This window comes from Flavobacterium sp. MDT1-60, assembly GCF_014844035.1.
Taxonomy (GTDB): Bacteria; Bacteroidota; Bacteroidia; order Flavobacteriales; family Flavobacteriaceae; genus Flavobacterium.
In genome coordinates, this window is the sequence record NZ_CP062159.1 from 3,183,207 (window position 1) to 3,200,621 (window position 17,415).

Here is a 17,415-nt window from a genome sequence, read left to right on the forward strand (position 1 = left end):
CTAATATTTAATAAAATTGTACAGATTTTAAAGAAAACAGGCATGCTAATAATTAAAAAAAAGTAGTAACAAATATAATTTCATGAATAGATAATCGTTGTTATATAAGTCTGCTTTGGCTCATTAATTTTTTTTAGGAAAGAGGCAGGAACTGCATAAAGTATTTTTTCAATGTAGGTAAATAGTCATTAAAATACTACATTTAATGCCGTTTATCGGAAATAAAATTAGTTATATCGATTTTATTTTGTAAATAAATATTTTTGCATTAAAATAATAAGCCTATAAAACTTTGAAGTATCTAAATTTAAAAATTATTAATCTGCTCATAATTATGCTGTTGTTTTTTCCTTTTAAAGGGAATAGCCAAAATACACAAGATATTATGGAAACCATAATTACATCTGGTAGCAATGCAACAGGAAGTTCTGGTTCAGTAACATATTCAATTGGTCAGGTATTCTATACTTATATTGGATTACAGACAGTTTATAATGTAGAACAGGGTATACAACACCAGGAAAAAGATGAAAATCTGGGTACACCAGAAATTGAAAAACCTACAACAGAAATATTCGTTTTCCCAAATCCAACGGCAGATTTTGTTAATCTAAGTATGAAAGGAGATGAGCTGGAAAGTGCAAATCGATCCTATCGTCTTTATGACTTACAAGGCAGGCTTTTGAAACAAAATATAATTACTCAAACTGAAACCCAGGTTAGCTTAAATAATTTTAGTTCATCCCTTTATATACTTACGGTATATGTGGATAACAAACTTTATAAATCTTTTAAAATATTAAAAAAATAAGATAATGAAAATTGTACTTACGATACTTTTATTTGTGACCTTTACGTTTACGGCATTTGCTCAATCACCAGAAAAAATGAGTTATCAGGCAATTATTCGCTCACAAGATAATAATCTGATCATGAATTCGAGAATTAGCCTTAAAGTTATTATACATCAAGGTACTGTTAACGGAACAAGTGTATATCTGGAAACTCATTCTCCTACTACAAATAACAATGGTTTAGTTTCTCTTGAAATTGGAACTGGAACGGCTTCGATAGGTAATTTTAGTCAGATAGCCTGGGATAAAGGTCCTTATTTTATAGAAACGCAAGTTGATGTAAATGGTGGGGCTAATTACAACATTACGGGAGTTACACAGCTTTTGAGTGTGCCTTATGCTTTACATGCAAAAACAGCTGACAGATTAATAGGAGGCATAACTGTTCCAATCACTAAAGCTACAGTCATTTCGTTTACCTCTTCAAGAAACATTGCTGTTACAGATGTAAATAATACAATAGAATGTACAGCATCGGCCACATTAACATTAACCGTTGATTTTAGTAGTATGCTAGTGGGTGAAACTATTAATTTAGAAGCTCATAACGGTGCTGTGCTGACAATACAAGCCCCTTCGGGTGTATCAATTAACTACAATGCAAATGGTAGTGCAAAATTTACCAGTGTTGCTGGAAACGTAAGGTTTGGTTTTCTTAGAAAAACAGGCGCAAATTCCTATATTATATCTGGACAATGAAACATTTAATATTTTTTTTACTCTTTTCAACTATAGTTTTTTCACAAAACTATCATTATGCTATTGAAGATGCTCCGGTAAAAGCTCCAGAAATACCAGTAGGAGTCAATAATCAATTAGAAGAAATTAAATATTTTGAGGCTTATTTGCTACCAATTGCGCAAAAAGCGAGTCTTCAGGCTGCTTTAGATTTGCATGGTTCTGTACGATTAGAAAAAGGAGATTATTCAGGAGTAGATATTGTTATGAAAAGTAATCAGAGACTATATGGATATCCATCATTAACCAAAGTATCTAATATTACCATAACAGCAGGAAGTACAGGAGTGGTTTTAGAAAACTTACTCCCTCAAGATAAAACGATAACGCTTCAGGCAGGAGGAGTAATTTCTAATTGTACTTTTAAATCCATAAAGTGGGCAACCTTAAAGGCGACAAATGCAACGTTTACAAATAATACCTTTATAAATTATGGTGGTAATATTTTAATTGATTGTAGTCAGTCTGGTTATTTTAGAAATAATAAATTTATAAAACACCAATCAGGAGGCTTAACGACGGTTTTGACTATGAAAGGAAATACCGCAACTCCTAGTTATGGTAACGTGAATTTGCATACTAATTTTCTAACACCTCACGGAGATACGAGCGAACTAGATAATTTAGTATCGGCTACTTTTGTTGGTATTGATGCAGAAGGCTGGAATCTTACTGGAGATGGAACCAAGGCTATGTTTAAGGCTAGTAACATGGGCAATGTTAAAATGACAGATTTAGGAGGTGGTAACTCATATTCTGCGGTTCGAACTGGAGCTTATGACATCGATGCTGCTAATGTATCTATACTTAATAAAAAACTTTTTACAGAATTTGATGTAATATCACCCAGAACTAACATGATAATGATAGCTGCTTTAGGGGGATATAAAAGAGGAAGCGGAACAGTTACCGGATATGATCTCTGGGGAAATTTAGATAATACCAATTCTCTAAAATATAATAATGTTGAACAAACCACTGCTATAACTAATACAGCAATAGTTTCAAATCTTAGCGCTTCTATTTTAGGAAATCAATATACGCCCTGGAGCCGACCAACATGGGAGACATTACCGGATCCAACAGGTGCAAATTGGAGATCTGACAGAGTAGGTAAACCAGATAGTACAACTTATATTCAGAACTTAATAAATACAAATGGAGTTGCAGAACTTCCAGAAGGTGTCTTTTATATTAGTTCTACTTTAAAAGTTCCTCTTGACAGAGCACATGGAATTATGGGGAAAGGTACAGGAAAAACCTCCATAGTAGGTTTGAAAGATGATTTTCCTTTAATAACGCTTACGGGTGGTCAGGATGACAATTTTGTATTGGCACATTTAACACTGCAAGGCGGTAATACAGGTGTTTATTCATCACAAAACTTTGGTACACAACACATGAGTTTTGTATGGTTAAAATATGTAGTGTTTAGAGATCAAAATTATGGCTTTCAGTTAGAGAAAATGATGGGCTTTGATAATAATTTCTTTGATAATATTTCTTTTGTAAATTGTAATAAAGGATTTTTTCAGGACCCTCTTGTAAACGGAGATTCTGATCATTCCAGCTTTGTTGATAAAACAATGTTTTACAGAAGTCAGTTTATAAATTGTAATACAGCGGTTTCTATGTTAGCAACAAGGGCAGACAATTTAAATGCCTGGGTAGATTGTAAATTTAGTGGAGGACAAACCGCCCTTAGCTTAGGTGGAAATAATTATCCAATAGCTGCCAATTGCGATTTTACCGGCTTTACAGGAAAGCAAGTTATAAGTAGTGGAGATATCTCTTTATATAATTCTAATTTTTACAGTAATAGTACTACAGTTTCAACTATTAAATCAATCAATTCATATATTGAAGGATGTAATTTTTCAGATGGAACAACTTTATTTTCATCTGTTATATACAATCCTGTAAATGCTTATATAGTAAACTCTACTGTATCGGGTACTGTAGCTTCTTTAGTAATAGATGGAGATTGGAACAGCAAATATTCTGGAGTATTTATGAATAGTAATTTTGTATCAAGCCCCACACTTAGCAAGTTGTTAGTAAATGTAAAAGAAGGTACAATAACGGTAATTATAAATACAGCATCTAATCCTTATCCTCAGCTGTTAGTAACGCGATAAACATTGTAATTTTAAATATATCCACTCTATCATCACTGATCTACTTATTTAGTATCATCAGTTTTTTTTATTTTAAATGCCTATATAGAAGTATATAGTCTTTAGACGTTTATCTGGTTTCTTCTATATTCGGATAATTATTGATAAAAAAAAACTGATGATTTCGAAAAAACTTTGATTACTTTCTTAGTTTATAAAATCTAATTTCCAAACTATTCGTGCACCATCTTCAAATAAAGTTCATTTTGCAGGACTTTTCCTTTTTTTACCCTCTTAATAACATAGATTAGATTGTATAACATGCAGAATATGTGGCTTTTATCGTATAAATTTAAACTTTTAATACGCTCAAATAGAGTATAAAAGGCAACAAATTGTATTTTATCGATTTTAAAATCCGTTGGACTGATTTATTATTAAAAAATCGAAAGTTTGTATATTTTTGAGCGAAATTCAAAATAGATGAAATAAAAGTGATTGTTTGGTCTTAAATGTTGTTGATAATTTAACATTATGGGTAAAAAGATAATTTTTTAATAATGTTAAAAGAAGGGCAGATTATTTTTAAGTGCAATAGTAATTCAAGATAAGAATTATTTAAATTTTTTGTTTTTATGAAATATAGTGTGTATGAAAATATCAGAAAAATAAGAGAATTAAAAAACTTAACCAGAGAGTTTGTCGCGGCTGAATTAAAAATGAGCCCTAGTGGCTATGGTAAAATTGAAAGAGGAGATGTCGATTTAACTGTTTCTAAATTAATTGAAATTTCAAAAGTTTTAGATGTTTCAATTGAGTTCATATTTAAATTTGATGTTTCAATTTTTTTTAACGAAATGGCAAAATAAAGTATTCTGAAAAATGTAGCGTAAAAAGCTTTATAACGAGATATAAATAGAATAAATTAAATAATAAAATTATGGAAAATTACTATTTAAAAATCAAAAAGTATCGGATAGAAAATAATCATACTTCTGAATATATAGCTATTCAAATGGAAATGAGTTTGAAAAAATATGAGAGTATTGAGAAAGGAATGGTCGATCTCAAATTATCAAAACTGGATAAGTTAGTCAAGATTTTAGGAATCAAAAAAAGCGAAATTTTCAAATTAGAGACTTAATTTTAGACAACAATCATTTTTGTTTTTCACAAAAAAAAGAGTTCAGTATTAAAAAGAACTCTATTTTTTATTTAATGTTATTATTTACATTTTACTTTTTTACTTTTAAAACATATCCCAAAGATTCCAGAATTAATACATAATGCGTTTTTGTGATGTCCTTGACAACAGCATTATGATCACAAAATGGACCGGAATTCAAATGTATTTTATCTCCAATTTGATACTGCATAACCGATATTTCTTTCGCAGTATCTCCACTTTTAAGCCATTCTTTTATAGTCTCAATTTCCTGATCTTTTACAACAGCATGTTTGCCTAGCCAAAATAAATACCTTACTACACCAGGTGAATTAAAAACCAAGTTTCTATCTTTTTCTGCCAATTGTACAAATATATAATGATCAAATAATGGGGATTCGACCTTTATTTTTCTATCAGATCTTTGTGTGGTTTTTTTTATCAATGGGCAATAACAATTTATATTAAACTTAGTTAATTGTTCTGCGGCTCTTTTTTCCCATTTGGGTTTAGTGTATACTACATACCATTTCATAGTCCTAATTATTTATTGTTTCAAAATACATTATGATTTAAATTGTGATTTACTCTTTTATATTTACTTCACTAATTTTTTTAAGAATAATAGCTTTACTTTAATTTTTCGCTACAAAGAAATATCCTCCAAAATCTAAATAAACAAGAGGGTTTATAGCTTTTTTTATTAAGAATCAGGGTACCTGTTTCTAGTATTAATTACATTGTGAATTTAATTCCAAGAATGTTAAGAGTTTATATATTTGATATCATTTTTTCCTTAGTTAGGACATTTAGCAACCAAAATGTAGTTTTTACTCTAGGATATTATTATAATTTTAACATAAATTAACATTGTTGGTAATGCCAATAAAATTGATTTTAATTTCTTTTTTCATAAATCTGAATTTGAAATCTTTTTATACTTATTAGGAACAATAATTTTAATTTTTTTTCACCATCTTTTTTTCTTTTTTGGATAGTTAAATTGTAGCTATTCACGGGGAACCCCTTTTCAATTCTTAAAAAAATAGCATTAAAAACCAGTAAAATGGTTAATGATGTATTTCGAAGATAATATCCATATTAGCAAACTTACTTTTAACTTAAAAAACATTAAGCAGATGAAAATTGGAATAACTTTTAGTGCTTTTGATTTGTTACATGCAGGGCACGTTAAAATGCTTGAAGAAGCAAAACTACATTGCGATTATTTAATTGTTGGCTTACAGACTGATCCAACCTTGGATCGCCCAACAAAAAATAAACCAACCCAAACTGTTGTCGAACGTTACATACAATTAAAAGCATGTAAGTTTGTTGACGAAATTGTTCCTTATGCCACCGAACAGGATTTAGAAGATATTTTGAAGGCCTTTACTATTAATGTACGCATTTTAGGAGATGAATATAAAGAGAGAGATTTTACTGGCAGAAGTTATTGTGAAGAAAAAGGAATTGAGTTGTACTTTAATATAAGAGATCATCGTTTTTCAAGTACCAATTTGCGCCATGAAGTGTATCAAAAAGAAATTTTAACAAACAGTAATGGCAATTAGCACTTTTACTCATGTAATTCTAACAGGCGGGATTGGCAGCAGATTATGGCCTCTATCCAGAAAAACACTTCCTAAGCAATATCTGGAGCTTTTTGACGGAGAGTCACTTTTTGAAAAAACAGTGAACCGTAATCAAATTACTTCCAATAAAACGATAGTGGTTGGCAATATAGAAAATTACAAAATGAGTAATGCTATTATGTCTAAACTCATTAAGTCTTTTACTCATATTGTGGAAGCTGTACCTCGCAATACGGCCGCAGCAATTGCATTTGCTGCATTTGCATCAAAACCGGAAGATATTTTACTGATTACACCATCAGATCATATTATAGAAGGTAGCGAGTTATATGACATTGCTTTGCAAAAAGCAATTGTATTGGCTAATCAGGATTATCTGGTTACGTTTGGTATAAAACCTACTAAACCGGAAACGGGTTATGGTTATATTGAATTCGAGAATGAAAATGTAATTGCATTTCATGAAAAACCAGATTTCGAAACGGCAGCAGTTTATCTTGAAAACGGAAATTATTTCTGGAACAGCGGACTTTTTTGTTTTAAAGCAGAAAAGTTTTTAACAGAACTTGAAAAGCAGGAACCTGAAGTTTATTGGGCCTCAAAAGCAGTTTGGGAAGTAAATCAAAACGGCTTTCTGAATTATGAATTGTCTCTAAACATTCCTTCCATAAGTATTGATTATGCAGTTATGGAACGAAGCAAAGACATTAAAGTAGTTCCGGCTCATTTTGAATGGTCTGATCTCGGTTCGTTCGAATCGGTTTATGATTATCTAGTGCAAAAAGGGCATCCAATTGACGAAAACAGGAATATTGCCATAGGAACTTCCCTACATACTACTTTTATTGGTGTTAAAAATTGTATTTTAATTTACACCGCAGATGCCTTAATGGTTCTGCAAAAAGAAAATTCTCAAGAGGTAAAACAAGTTTACCAACATTTAGAATCTATTGCTTCGCCATTATTATAATTCATTTTAATTTTTTTATAAACGAGCCTAAAATGATCAACAAAAATGCTGCAATATATATTGCGGGACACCACGGAATGGTCGGAAGTGCCATTTGGAGAACCTTACATGCAAAAGGTTACCATAATCTTATAGGAGCTTCAAGCATAGAATTGGATTTAAGAGAACAAGAAGATGTCCGGGACTTTCTTCGAAAAATAAAACCTGATGTTATTATAGATGCTGCGGCAAAAGTAGGAGGAATTATGGCGAATAATGATTTTCCGTATCAATTTTTGATGGAAAACATGCAAATTCAAAATAACCTTATTGGTGAAGCTCATAAGTTGGGTGTAAACAAGTTTATCTTTTTAGGTAGTTCGTGTATTTATCCAAAATTAGCATTACAGCCTTTAAAAGAAGAGTATTTGTTAACAGGTTCGTTAGAAACTACAAACGAGTGGTATGCTTTAGCAAAAATTACTGGTGTAAAATTATGCCAGGCTATACGCAAGCAATTCAAAAAAGATTTTGTGAGTTTAATGCCAACAAATTTATACGGCACTCATGACAATTTTGATTTGAACAGTTCTCACGTTTTGCCGGCGATGATTCGTAAATTTCATGAAGGTAAAGAAAATAATAACGCTTCAGTTATACTTTGGGGAACAGGTAAACCAATGCGGGAATTTCTTTTTGTAGATGATATGGCAGAAGCAGTAGTTTTTGCTTTAGAAAATGAACTTCCAGGGCATTTGTATAATGTGGGAAGCGGAGAAGATATTACTATTAAAGAATTAGCTGCCACAATACAAAAAATTGTAGGCTATACCGGACAGATTATTTGGGACGACAAAAAACCGGATGGGACACCAAGAAAATTGCTGGATGTTTCTAAAATGCATAAGATCGGTTGGAAACATCAGGTCAATCTGGAACAAGGAATACAAAAGACCTACAATTGGTTTTTGGAAAACATTGAAAATTACAAAGAAAAGATCTATTAATAGTTTCTTTTAATTTATCTCCACTAAAAAACTTTATCGTTACGATTTTAAAAATTTGCGACTTTGCAACACAATGCCTTTGTGCTTTATACTTAACATTATGAATCCATTAAAAAAAATAGCTTTTATTACGGGTGTTACAGGACAGGACGGAGCCTATTTAAGTGAGTTTTTACTAGAAAAAGGCTATATAGTACACGGTTTAAAAAGACGTACTTCTTTATTTAATACAGATCGTATTGATCATTTATATCAAGATCCATATATAGAAAACAGGAATTTCATTTTACATTATGGTGATATGACTGATAGCACAAATTTGACTCGTTTAATTCAACAAATTCAGCCTGATGAGATTTATAATCTGGCAGCCATGAGTCATGTAGCAGTTTCATTTGAAACTCCGGAATATACAGGAAATGCAGATGGATTAGGAACCTTGCGCCTTTTAGATGCAATTCGTTTGCTGGGGTTGGAAAAAAAGACACGAATTTATCAGGCATCTACTTCAGAGTTGTATGGTAAAGTGCAGGAAGTACCTCAAACCGAAAAAACATCTTTTTATCCGCGTTCGCCTTATGCCGTAGCAAAAATGTACGCCTATTGGATTACAGTAAATTATAGAGAAGCTTACGGAATGTATGCCTGTAACGGAATCTTGTTTAATCATGAATCACCTATTCGCGGAGAAACTTTTGTAACGCGTAAAATTACAAGAGCGACCTCAAGAATAGTTTTGGGATTGCAGGAAAAATTATACTTAGGAAATCTGGATGCCAAACGCGATTGGGGTCATGCTAAAGATTATGTGCGAATGATGTGGATGATTTTACAAGCTGAAGAACCTGAAGATTGGGTAATTGCAACAGGAATAACTACTACAGTTCGTGAATTTGTTCGTATGAGTTTTGCCGAAGTGGGTATTGAATTAGAATTTAAAGGTGAAGGTATAGAAGAAAAAGGCTTTGTAAAATATTGCGGCAACCCGGATTATCAGATTGTAATTGGTACAGAAGTATTGGCTGTCGATCCAAATTATTTTAGACCTACAGAAGTAGATTTACTAATAGGAGATGCCACAAAAGCCAAAACTAAACTAGGTTGGGAATGCCAATACGACTTAGCTGCATTGGTAAAAGAAATGATGGAATCTGATTTAAAACTGATGGCTAAAGAACAGCATTTAAAGGAATATGGTTATAGTATCTTAAATTATTTCGAGTAGCCAATAGAAAAAGTAGTATAACGTAATTTTTTATGCCCCATAAAAGATATTAAATGAAAATCAAAAATATTTGCTGTTTAGGTGCCGGTTATGTTGGTGGTCCAACAATGTCTGTTATCGCATTAAAATGTCCGGAAATTAAAGTAACTGTTGTAGACTTAAACGAAGCTCGCATTCTGGCATGGAATGACGAAGATTTGGATAAGTTACCTGTTTATGAACCTGGACTTGCAGAAGTAGTTCGTGAGGCAAGAGGTCGTAACTTGTTTTTTTCAACCGAAGTAGACAGTGCCATTGAAACTGCAGATATAATTTTTATAGCAGTAAATACTCCCACGAAAACGTATGGAGAAGGCAAAGGGATGGCGGCAGATTTAAAATTTGTTGAGCTTTGTGCCAGACAAATAGCCCGAATAGCCAAAACGGATAAAATAATAGTCGAAAAATCAACTCTTCCAGTCCGGACAGCTGAAACATTGAAGACTATTTTAGATCGTACAGGCAACGGTGTCAAATTTGAAGTGCTTTCAAATCCGGAGTTTTTAGCGGAAGGAACAGCTATTGATGATTTACTTAATGCCGACAGGGTTTTAATTGGAGGAAAACAAACAGAGAGTGGTCTAAAGGCAATTCAGTCTTTGGTTGATATTTACACACACTGGTTGTCACCAAAACAAATTTTAACCACCAATGTATGGTCTTCAGAATTATCAAAATTAACAGCCAATGCATTTTTAGCGCAAAGAATTTCCTCGATTAATGCATTATCTGCTTTATGTGAAGTAACTGAAGCAGATGTCGATGAAGTTGCCAATGCCATAGGAACTGATACTCGAATTGGATCAAAGTTTCTTAAAGCTTCAGTAGGATTTGGGGGATCTTGTTTTCAAAAAGATATTCTAAACTTAGTCTATTTATGCCGCTATTTTAATTTGCCTGAAGTGGCTAATTATTGGGAGCAGATTATTATCCTGAACGATTATCAGAAATATCGTTTTGCAAAGAATATTATCAACACTCTTTTTAATACAGTGAGTGGAAAGAAAATAACTTTTTTAGGTTGGGCATTTAAAAAAAACACCAATGATACCAGAGAGTCAGCTGCTATTTATGTAGCAGAACATCTCATTGAAGATGGCGCAGAAATTCACATATATGACCCCAAAGTTTCTGAAGAAAAAATTAAAGCCGATATGCGTTATTTATTGGAATTAAAGGGACTCACAGAACAGAAAATTGAATCAAAAATAAAACAAATTTTTGTTTACAAAACGGTAATGGATGCTCTCGATCAAGCTCATGCGGTTGCAGTGTTGACTGAATGGGATGAATTTAAAACTTACGATTGGGCAACTATTTATACCAGAATGTACAAGCCCGCTTTTGTATTTGATGGCCGTAATATTCTGGATGTAGAAAAATTAAAAACAATTGGTTTTCAGATTAAGGGAATTGGAAAAGGCTAAGCTTGTCCATTGTATAAAAAAACTGTTTTATAACCATTTTATTTCCGTTCCTTGAAAAATATTTTGATAAAGTTCAAACAGCATCCTAAGTATGATACAGTCATAAACTGGGGAAAATTGCTTTCGATTACCGGAAGTGCTCAAATTATTATACAGACTTTAGGATTTGCTTCGGGTATTTTAATAATCCGTTTGTTAACTGTTCAGGAATATGCTTTTTACACCCTGGCTAACACAATGTTGGGGATGATGGCAGTACTTGCTGACGGAGGTATCGTTCCGGGAGTAATGACTCAAGGGGGAAAAGTATGGAAAAATAAAAAAAAAATGGGCGCCGTTTTAGCAACAGGCTTAGATTTAAGAAGAAAATTTGCAATTGCAAGTTTGTTAGTCTCTGTACCTATTCTATTTTATCTTTTACGGCATAATGGGGCTAGTTGGATTATGGCATTACTTATAGCAACAGCATTAATTCCGGCCTTTTACGCGACTTTATCAGATTCTTTATTGGAGATTATTCCTAAATTGAATCAGACCATTGTACCATTACAACGAAATCAAATAGAAGTAGGAGTTGCAAGATTATTTTTGTCGGGTCTGACTATGTTTATTTTTCCCTGGGCTTTTGTAGCTGTACTAACTGCAGGTATCCCCCGTATATGGGGAAATGTTGGATTAAGGAAAATAGTTTATACCATGGCTGACAAAGATCAAAAGCCTGATGAAGAAGTTAGAAAGGAAATATTAAGTTTAGTTAAACGTATATTACCAACCTCTATTTATTATTGTTTTTCAGGGCAAATTACAATTTGGTTAGTTTCTATTTTTGGTAATACACATTCTTTGGCCCAATTAGGAGCTTTAAGTAAAGTGAGTGTTATGTTGTCCATTTTTAATGTAATAATTGCAACATTAATTATTCCTCACTTTGCTAAATTGGTCTCAAATAAATATCTATTGTTTAACCGTTTCCTGCAAATAATGGGACTTTTACTTGTTTTAGTAAGTGTTATTATTTTTATAGTTTATTTATTTCCCACTCCAATTCTATGGTTACTTGGAGACACTTATAAAAGTTTACAGTTTGAACTATTATTAAGTATAATTAGTAGCTGCATTGGATTATTAGGAGGAGTAGTCTTTAACTTATATACTTCAAGAGGTTGGGCTATGTCGCCAATAGTCTCAATTTTGATTAATTTGTTCTCGATTGTTTTTTTTGCCAGACTACTGGATTTAAGTAATTTAAAAGGTGTTTTGTTTTTTAATATAGCATTAGGAATAGTTTCATTGTTGCAAACAATTTTGTTTTGTACCTATAATATTTTTCTTGTAAAAAATAATGATAATCAATTAAGCCATTAAATAGGGTTGATTCACAAGTTATTTGCATTGACAAAATAGTATTACTCCAATTTCAGCATATTCAAGAGAAAAAAAAATAGTTAGTAATACCAGTAAGTTCTTAGACAGCTTTTAGAAAGTTTAATTTATCAGACAAACATAATATGGAAATTCTCTTTATTTGCGGCTCAGCCGAAATTGGTAATGATGGTGTTGGCGATTACACTCGTCGCTTATGCGGAAAACTTATAAGATCTGGTCATGAAGCTCAAATTTTATCTTTATGTGATCATCAGTCCATTTCATTTATTAGTGAAACTCAAATGACAGAAGGAACAGAAGTACTGGTACATAGAATACCCATTTCAACTCCCAATAATCAACGCTTAATTTGGTTGCAAAGTGTTTTGAAAACTTTTGAACCCGATTGGATTTCCTTACAATATGTTCCTCATAGTTTCAACCCAAAAGGATTGCCTTTCTGGCTGCCTTCTTACTTAAAAAAAATAAAGGGAAATCATAAATGGCATATTATGTTTCATGAATTATGGTTAGGGATTGATGTGGAATCTTCTATTAAACACAAATGTATTGGTCGATTGCAACAATTGATAGCTAAAAAGATAATTCATAATACTAAAACACATTATGTAAATACTCAAAATAAATTATATCAATTCTTTCTTCAATCTCATAATATTAATGCAGAAATTTTGCCAATCTGTGGTAATATACCTCTGACAGCAGTAAAAAAAAAACCGATAGAATTTGCGCAGTTTGTTTTATTTGGAACAATTCATAATGGAGCTCCTTTTGAAGATTTTATCGTTGATTTAATGAGCACTTCCAACAAGTTTGACAAACCAATAAAATTTGTTTTTATTGGTAAAAACGGCCCGGAACTTACAAGTTATATCTCTATATTGGATAATTATAAAATAAGTTATGAGGTTTTAGGCATACAATCTGAAAATGTAATATCACAAGTACTTCGGGATAGTGATTTTGGAATATCTACAACACCCTATTATCAGAGCGAAAAAAGTGGAGTTTATGCGGCGTATCGAGAGCATCAGCTTAATACGATTTGTGTTTCCCGCGAATGGACCCCAATAAAGGGACAATATGTTATCCCTCAAATTATTAGATATGAAAAAAATAATTTGAATATAATTCCGATAGATATTGAAGTTTCTGATACGCAAAATATGGCCAGCCAGTTTATTAATTCAATTTTCGTATTATGAAGTTACTGGTTTCCCATCCAACATTAAATGCGAATTCAAAAAATCTTATGACTGGATTATTACAAAATAAACTAGTTTTTAAATTATTTACATCAATAGCAATATTTCCGGGTCAATTATTATACAAATTAAGCAGTAACCCAAAATTAAAAGATTTAAAAAGGAGAAGTTTAGATAAAACATGGCAGCCTTACACAAGATCAAACTCTTTTTTTGAGTTTGGACGTTTATTAACTTCAAAATTAAATTTCGATAGTTTAATAGCACATGAAAATGGTATTTTTTGCATTGACAAAGTATATGAAAAGCATGACAAATGGGTTTCTAATAATTTAGCTAAAGCAAAAAAGAGAGGACTATCAGGAGTCTATGCCTATGAAGATGGAGCATTATCTACCTTTAAAAAAGCAAAACAATTAGGACTGTGCTGCATTTACGACTTACCTATTGGTTATTGGAAAAGCGCTCGTTTATTACTGCAGAAAGAATTTGATATCAATCCCGATTGGTCAAGTACACTTACAGGATTTAATGACTCAGCAGATAAACTCCATAAAAAAGATCAGGAATTAGCATTGGCAGATGTTCTCTTTGTAGCAAGTAGTTTTACCAAAAAAACATTAAAAGAGTATTCTGGAGACTTACCGGAGATCAAAGTAATTCCGTATGGTTTTCCGGAAGTTAGACAAAAAAAAAAATATCAGCCGCTTGAAAATCGAAAGCTTAAAATTTTATTTATAGGCGGTCTGTCACAACGAAAAGGACTCTCTTATTTATTTGAAGCAGTTGAAGGAATGCAAAATGAAGTAGAGTTGACTATTGTAGGTCATAAATCAGTAGCTAATTGCACTGCATTGAATCAAGCTTTAGAAAAACACGCATGGATTCCATCTTTACCTCATGAAGAAATATTAGCTTGTATGGAGGAACATGATGTATTTGTTTTTCCTTCTCTTTTTGAAGGTTTTGGTTTGGTAATTACAGAAGCAATGTCGCAAGGCGTACCAGTCATTACAACAGATCGTACAGCAGGACCGGATTTGATTCGGGATGGCGAAGATGGATGGATTGTTCCAGCCGGTTCTTCATCGGCATTGAAAGAAGTACTTATTAAAATACTTGAAAAACCGCAAATATTGGAACAATTCGGACTTGCAGCTCAAAATAAAGCTAAAGCTAGGCCATGGTCTGTTTATGGACAAGAAATGGCTGATGCACTTTCTTCGTTAAAGATTTAAAATAAATAAAATAAATGGATATTACGATAGAACAAGTAGTAGAACCAAGATATAATTTTTTAAAAATAGCTATTTGGTTGTATTTTTTACTTTGGATTTTTGAAGGTGCTTTACGTAAATGGGTTTTACCCGGACTGGCTACACCCTTACTGATTGTACGTGATCCTGTTGCTATTTTTATTATAGGCAGGGCTTTATATCAGAATGTGAAATTTATGAATCCGTATATTGTTTTTGGATCGATATTTACCTTGTTTGGGTTAGTAATTACACTAACCTTTGGACATGAAAATCTTTTCGTAGGTATTTATGGAGCAAGGATTATGCTGCTTCATTTTCCACTTATTTTTATAATTGGACAAGCTTTTACAAAAGAAGATGTGCTAAAAATGGGACGATTTCTTTTAGTAATGAACATTTTGATGACAGCCATTGTTTATTTTCAATTTATAAGTCCTCAGACCGCATTTATAAATATTGGTGTTGGAGGAGAAGGAAGCGCAGGATTTTCTGGTGCAATGGGTTACAGCAGGCCACCAGGAACATTTTCGTTTATTTCAGGTTTATCTATTTTCTATACAGCGGTCTCTGTCTTCGTTTTTTATTTTTGGCTGTCTAAGGATTATTGTTCCAAAATTTTACTTTACACCAGCACCATTGCCTTAGTTATTGCTTTGCCTCTTACTATAAGCCGTGGTGCAGTAGTAGCTGTTGCTATTGTAGGTTTATTTGCTATAATCGCATCAGTAACTACAGGTAAAATGTTAGTTAAATTAATCATTAGCGGTATTGTTTTTTATTTAGTAATAATCGTTTTGCAAAAATATTCTACAATATTCAGCTTAGGTACTGAAGTATTTATGGATCGTGTTGATACCGTTAATAAAGTAACTGGCGGAGGTCTGACAGATTCAATTTTTTTAAGGGCTATAAATGAATTCACCGGACCTATCCTTGAATTATTTGATCAGCCACTGTTTGCAGGAAATTTAGGTATGGGTACAAATGCTGGTGCTCAAATGTTAACGGGTAAAATTGCCTTTCTGGTTGGAGAAACAGAATTTAGTCGTATAGGTGGTGAACAGGGGATTATTTTTGGAGGTGGACTTATTGCTTTGCGTATCGTTTTAGCAATTAATATTGCTGTTCAATCTTTAAAATTACCTAAAGAAGAAAAACTCCTCCCATTTATCCTTTGCGGAGCTGCCTGTATAGCAATATTTCAAGGACAATGGGCTCAACCCAGTATTTTAGGTTATGCAGTTATTATGGCGGGTTTAGTTATGGCTAGTTTAAAAAAGGCAGAAACTTCGCCGCAAAAAAATAGTTTATGATTAGAAAAATAGTTTTAATTGGTAATTATTCGCCTGACAAGCAATTTAGTATGCAAATTTTTGAAGTTTTAATGGCAGAGGGATACACAAAATCTAAGCTTCAGGTTAAAGTGATTCGTCCACGCGAAATATTCAGAAAATTAAGTTTAAATAAGCAAGGCTTAATGAAATGGTTAGGATATATCGACAAGTTCTTTTTATTCCCTATTCAGCTTTTAGGTACGAGAAGTATAAATTTTATCTTGTTTAGATCGGTTAGCTATCATATTTGCGATCATTCAAATGCTTTTTATCTTTATTTTTTACCTAAAAAGAAAACAATTATTACATGCCATGATGTTTTAGCAATAAGAGCGGGCCTTGGATTTGGTGATACTTATTGTCATGCTACAAAATCAGGTAAAGTATTGCAAAAGATAATTTTAAATGCCTTATCCGGAGCTAAAAAACTGGCAGCAGTATCTGAATTTACACTAAATCAATTAATAGAGATTGATACAAAGAGCAATAGCAACAAAAATTGGATAATTATTCATAATGCTTTATCCGAAAAATTTGCGCCTTTGCCAGAAGATCAGATCCAGGAAGTATTGAACAAGTTTCAGCAATTAAAAGATAAGGCCATTATTTTGCATGTAGGTTCTGATTTAGAGCGCAAAAACAGAAAATTATTAATCTATATGATTTATGAACTGCAAAAAAAATGGGATGGGTTATTGGTTTTGGCAGGAGAAAGACTAAATGCGGAACTGCTTGAGTTAATTCAAAAATTAAATGTTTCGGATAGAATTTTGCAAATACAGAATCCTGGTGATAAAGAAATTATAGCACTTTATTCCAGGTGTCAGGCCATGATTTTTCCATCTTATTCTGAAGGTTTTGGATGGCCAATAATTGAAGCTCAGGCTTGTGGAACGCCTGTTATTACGAGTAATAAAGCCCCTATGATGGATGAAGTAGGCGGAAATGCCGCATTATATGCTGATCCGAACGATGCAAGTTCTTTTGCAAATCAGTTTTTAAAATTTAAGGATACAAAATTTAGAAATGAGACTATAAAACTTGGATATGAAAATGCAAAACGATTTGATTTCAGCAATACAATTCGTCAATATGTTGAATTAATAGAAAACTAA

At 32.4% G+C, this 17,415-nt stretch carries 16 protein-coding genes; 15 read left to right on the forward strand and 1 reads right to left on the reverse strand.

From position 1 onward, the window contains the following. The first annotated feature begins 385 nt into the window (after positions 1-385). From IHE43_RS13140 to IHE43_RS13160, 5 genes are all read left to right on the forward strand, one after another. Positions 386-811 carry a T9SS type A sorting domain-containing protein gene (locus tag IHE43_RS13140; protein WP_192184299.1) on the forward strand — a complete coding sequence of 142 codons (426 nt, stop codon included), beginning with the start codon at positions 386-388 and terminating at the stop codon, positions 809-811. 4 nt (positions 812-815) lie between these two features. Beyond that, positions 816-1,553, forward strand: a complete 738-nt coding sequence (locus IHE43_RS13145) for a hypothetical protein (protein ID WP_192184300.1) — start codon at positions 816-818, stop codon at positions 1,551-1,553. Beyond that, on the forward strand, positions 1,550-3,730 hold the full coding sequence (locus tag IHE43_RS13150; protein WP_192184301.1) for a hypothetical protein: 2,181 nt from the start codon (positions 1,550-1,552) through the stop codon (positions 3,728-3,730). The genes IHE43_RS13145 and IHE43_RS13150 overlap by 4 nt, the downstream gene beginning before the upstream one ends. Positions 3,731-4,344: 614 nt before the next feature. Continuing rightward, a complete protein-coding gene (locus tag IHE43_RS13155; RefSeq protein WP_192184302.1) occupies positions 4,345-4,578 on the forward strand; it encodes a helix-turn-helix domain-containing protein in 234 nt (77 codons plus the stop codon). Positions 4,579-4,649: 71 nt separating this feature from the next. Then, on the forward strand, positions 4,650-4,853 hold the full coding sequence (locus IHE43_RS13160; RefSeq protein WP_192184303.1) for a helix-turn-helix transcriptional regulator: 204 nt from the start codon (positions 4,650-4,652) through the stop codon (positions 4,851-4,853). Positions 4,854-4,944: 91 nt separating this feature from the next. Here the strand turns inward: IHE43_RS13160 and IHE43_RS13165 are convergent, their stop codons facing one another. After that, positions 4,945-5,409 (reverse strand): UpxY family transcription antiterminator, encoded by a 465-nt coding sequence (locus IHE43_RS13165; RefSeq protein ID WP_192184304.1) that lies wholly within the window; start codon positions 5,407-5,409, stop codon positions 4,945-4,947. A 604-nt stretch (positions 5,410-6,013) separates the two neighbouring features. Here IHE43_RS13165 and IHE43_RS13170 point away from each other — a divergent pair. From IHE43_RS13170 to IHE43_RS13215, 10 genes are all read left to right on the forward strand, one after another. Continuing rightward, on the forward strand, positions 6,014-6,448 hold the full coding sequence (locus tag IHE43_RS13170; RefSeq protein ID WP_192184305.1) for an adenylyltransferase/cytidyltransferase family protein: 435 nt from the start codon (positions 6,014-6,016) through the stop codon (positions 6,446-6,448). Further along, a complete protein-coding gene (locus tag IHE43_RS13175) occupies positions 6,438-7,439 on the forward strand; it encodes a mannose-1-phosphate guanylyltransferase (RefSeq protein WP_192184306.1) in 1,002 nt (333 codons plus the stop codon). The genes IHE43_RS13170 and IHE43_RS13175 overlap by 11 nt, the downstream gene beginning before the upstream one ends. A 32-nt stretch (positions 7,440-7,471) precedes the next feature. Beyond that, positions 7,472-8,425, forward strand: coding sequence for a GDP-L-fucose synthase (locus IHE43_RS13180; RefSeq protein ID WP_192184307.1), 954 nt, complete (start codon positions 7,472-7,474; stop codon positions 8,423-8,425). Between the two features lie 100 nt (positions 8,426-8,525). After that, positions 8,526-9,650, forward strand: a complete 1,125-nt coding sequence (gmd, locus tag IHE43_RS13185; RefSeq protein ID WP_192184308.1) for a GDP-mannose 4,6-dehydratase — start codon at positions 8,526-8,528, stop codon at positions 9,648-9,650. 53 nt (positions 9,651-9,703) lie between these two features. Further along, positions 9,704-11,116 (forward strand): nucleotide sugar dehydrogenase, encoded by a 1,413-nt coding sequence (locus IHE43_RS13190; RefSeq protein ID WP_192184309.1) that lies wholly within the window; start codon positions 9,704-9,706, stop codon positions 11,114-11,116. A gap of 51 nt (positions 11,117-11,167) precedes the next feature. After that, positions 11,168-12,481: a lipopolysaccharide biosynthesis protein gene (locus IHE43_RS13195; protein ID WP_192184310.1), complete on the forward strand. Its 1,314-nt coding sequence runs from the start codon at positions 11,168-11,170 to the stop codon at positions 12,479-12,481. 143 nt (positions 12,482-12,624) lie between these two features. Further along, on the forward strand, positions 12,625-13,707 hold the full coding sequence (locus IHE43_RS13200; protein ID WP_192184311.1) for a glycosyltransferase: 1,083 nt from the start codon (positions 12,625-12,627) through the stop codon (positions 13,705-13,707). A gap of 47 nt (positions 13,708-13,754) precedes the next feature. After that, a complete protein-coding gene (locus tag IHE43_RS13205; protein WP_225585109.1) occupies positions 13,755-14,945 on the forward strand; it encodes a glycosyltransferase family 4 protein in 1,191 nt (396 codons plus the stop codon). A 14-nt stretch (positions 14,946-14,959) separates the two neighbouring features. Beyond that, positions 14,960-16,279: a hypothetical protein gene (locus IHE43_RS13210; RefSeq protein WP_192184313.1), complete on the forward strand. Its 1,320-nt coding sequence runs from the start codon at positions 14,960-14,962 to the stop codon at positions 16,277-16,279. Next, entirely contained in the window at positions 16,276-17,415 is a 1,140-nt protein-coding gene (locus IHE43_RS13215) for a glycosyltransferase family 1 protein (protein ID WP_192184314.1), read from the forward strand. Before IHE43_RS13210 ends, IHE43_RS13215 begins: the two co-directional genes overlap by 4 nt.

Bases quoted from the DNA above. Each gene is read 5' to 3' on its own strand.
- IHE43_RS13140 (WP_192184299.1), top strand. From the start codon at position 386: ATGGAAACCATAATTACATCTGGTAGCAATGCAACAGGAAGTTCTGGT.
- IHE43_RS13145 (WP_192184300.1), top strand. From the start codon at position 816: ATGAAAATTGTACTTACGATACTTTTATTTGTGACCTTTACGTTTACG.
- IHE43_RS13150 (WP_192184301.1), top strand. From the start codon at position 1,550: ATGAAACATTTAATATTTTTTTTACTCTTTTCAACTATAGTTTTTTCA.
- IHE43_RS13155 (WP_192184302.1), top strand. From the start codon at position 4,345: ATGAAATATAGTGTGTATGAAAATATCAGAAAAATAAGAGAATTAAAA.
- IHE43_RS13160 (WP_192184303.1), top strand. From the start codon at position 4,650: ATGGAAAATTACTATTTAAAAATCAAAAAGTATCGGATAGAAAATAAT.
- IHE43_RS13165 (WP_192184304.1), bottom strand. From the start codon at position 5,409: ATGAAATGGTATGTAGTATACACTAAACCCAAATGGGAAAAAAGAGCC.
- IHE43_RS13170 (WP_192184305.1), top strand. From the start codon at position 6,014: ATGAAAATTGGAATAACTTTTAGTGCTTTTGATTTGTTACATGCAGGG.
- IHE43_RS13175 (WP_192184306.1), top strand. From the start codon at position 6,438: ATGGCAATTAGCACTTTTACTCATGTAATTCTAACAGGCGGGATTGGC.
- IHE43_RS13180 (WP_192184307.1), top strand. From the start codon at position 7,472: ATGATCAACAAAAATGCTGCAATATATATTGCGGGACACCACGGAATG.
- gmd (WP_192184308.1), top strand. From the start codon at position 8,526: ATGAATCCATTAAAAAAAATAGCTTTTATTACGGGTGTTACAGGACAG.
- IHE43_RS13190 (WP_192184309.1), top strand. From the start codon at position 9,704: ATGAAAATCAAAAATATTTGCTGTTTAGGTGCCGGTTATGTTGGTGGT.
- IHE43_RS13200 (WP_192184311.1), top strand. From the start codon at position 12,625: ATGGAAATTCTCTTTATTTGCGGCTCAGCCGAAATTGGTAATGATGGT.
- IHE43_RS13205 (WP_225585109.1), top strand. From the start codon at position 13,755: ATGACTGGATTATTACAAAATAAACTAGTTTTTAAATTATTTACATCA.
- IHE43_RS13210 (WP_192184313.1), top strand. From the start codon at position 14,960: ATGGATATTACGATAGAACAAGTAGTAGAACCAAGATATAATTTTTTA.
- IHE43_RS13215 (WP_192184314.1), top strand. From the start codon at position 16,276: ATGATTAGAAAAATAGTTTTAATTGGTAATTATTCGCCTGACAAGCAA.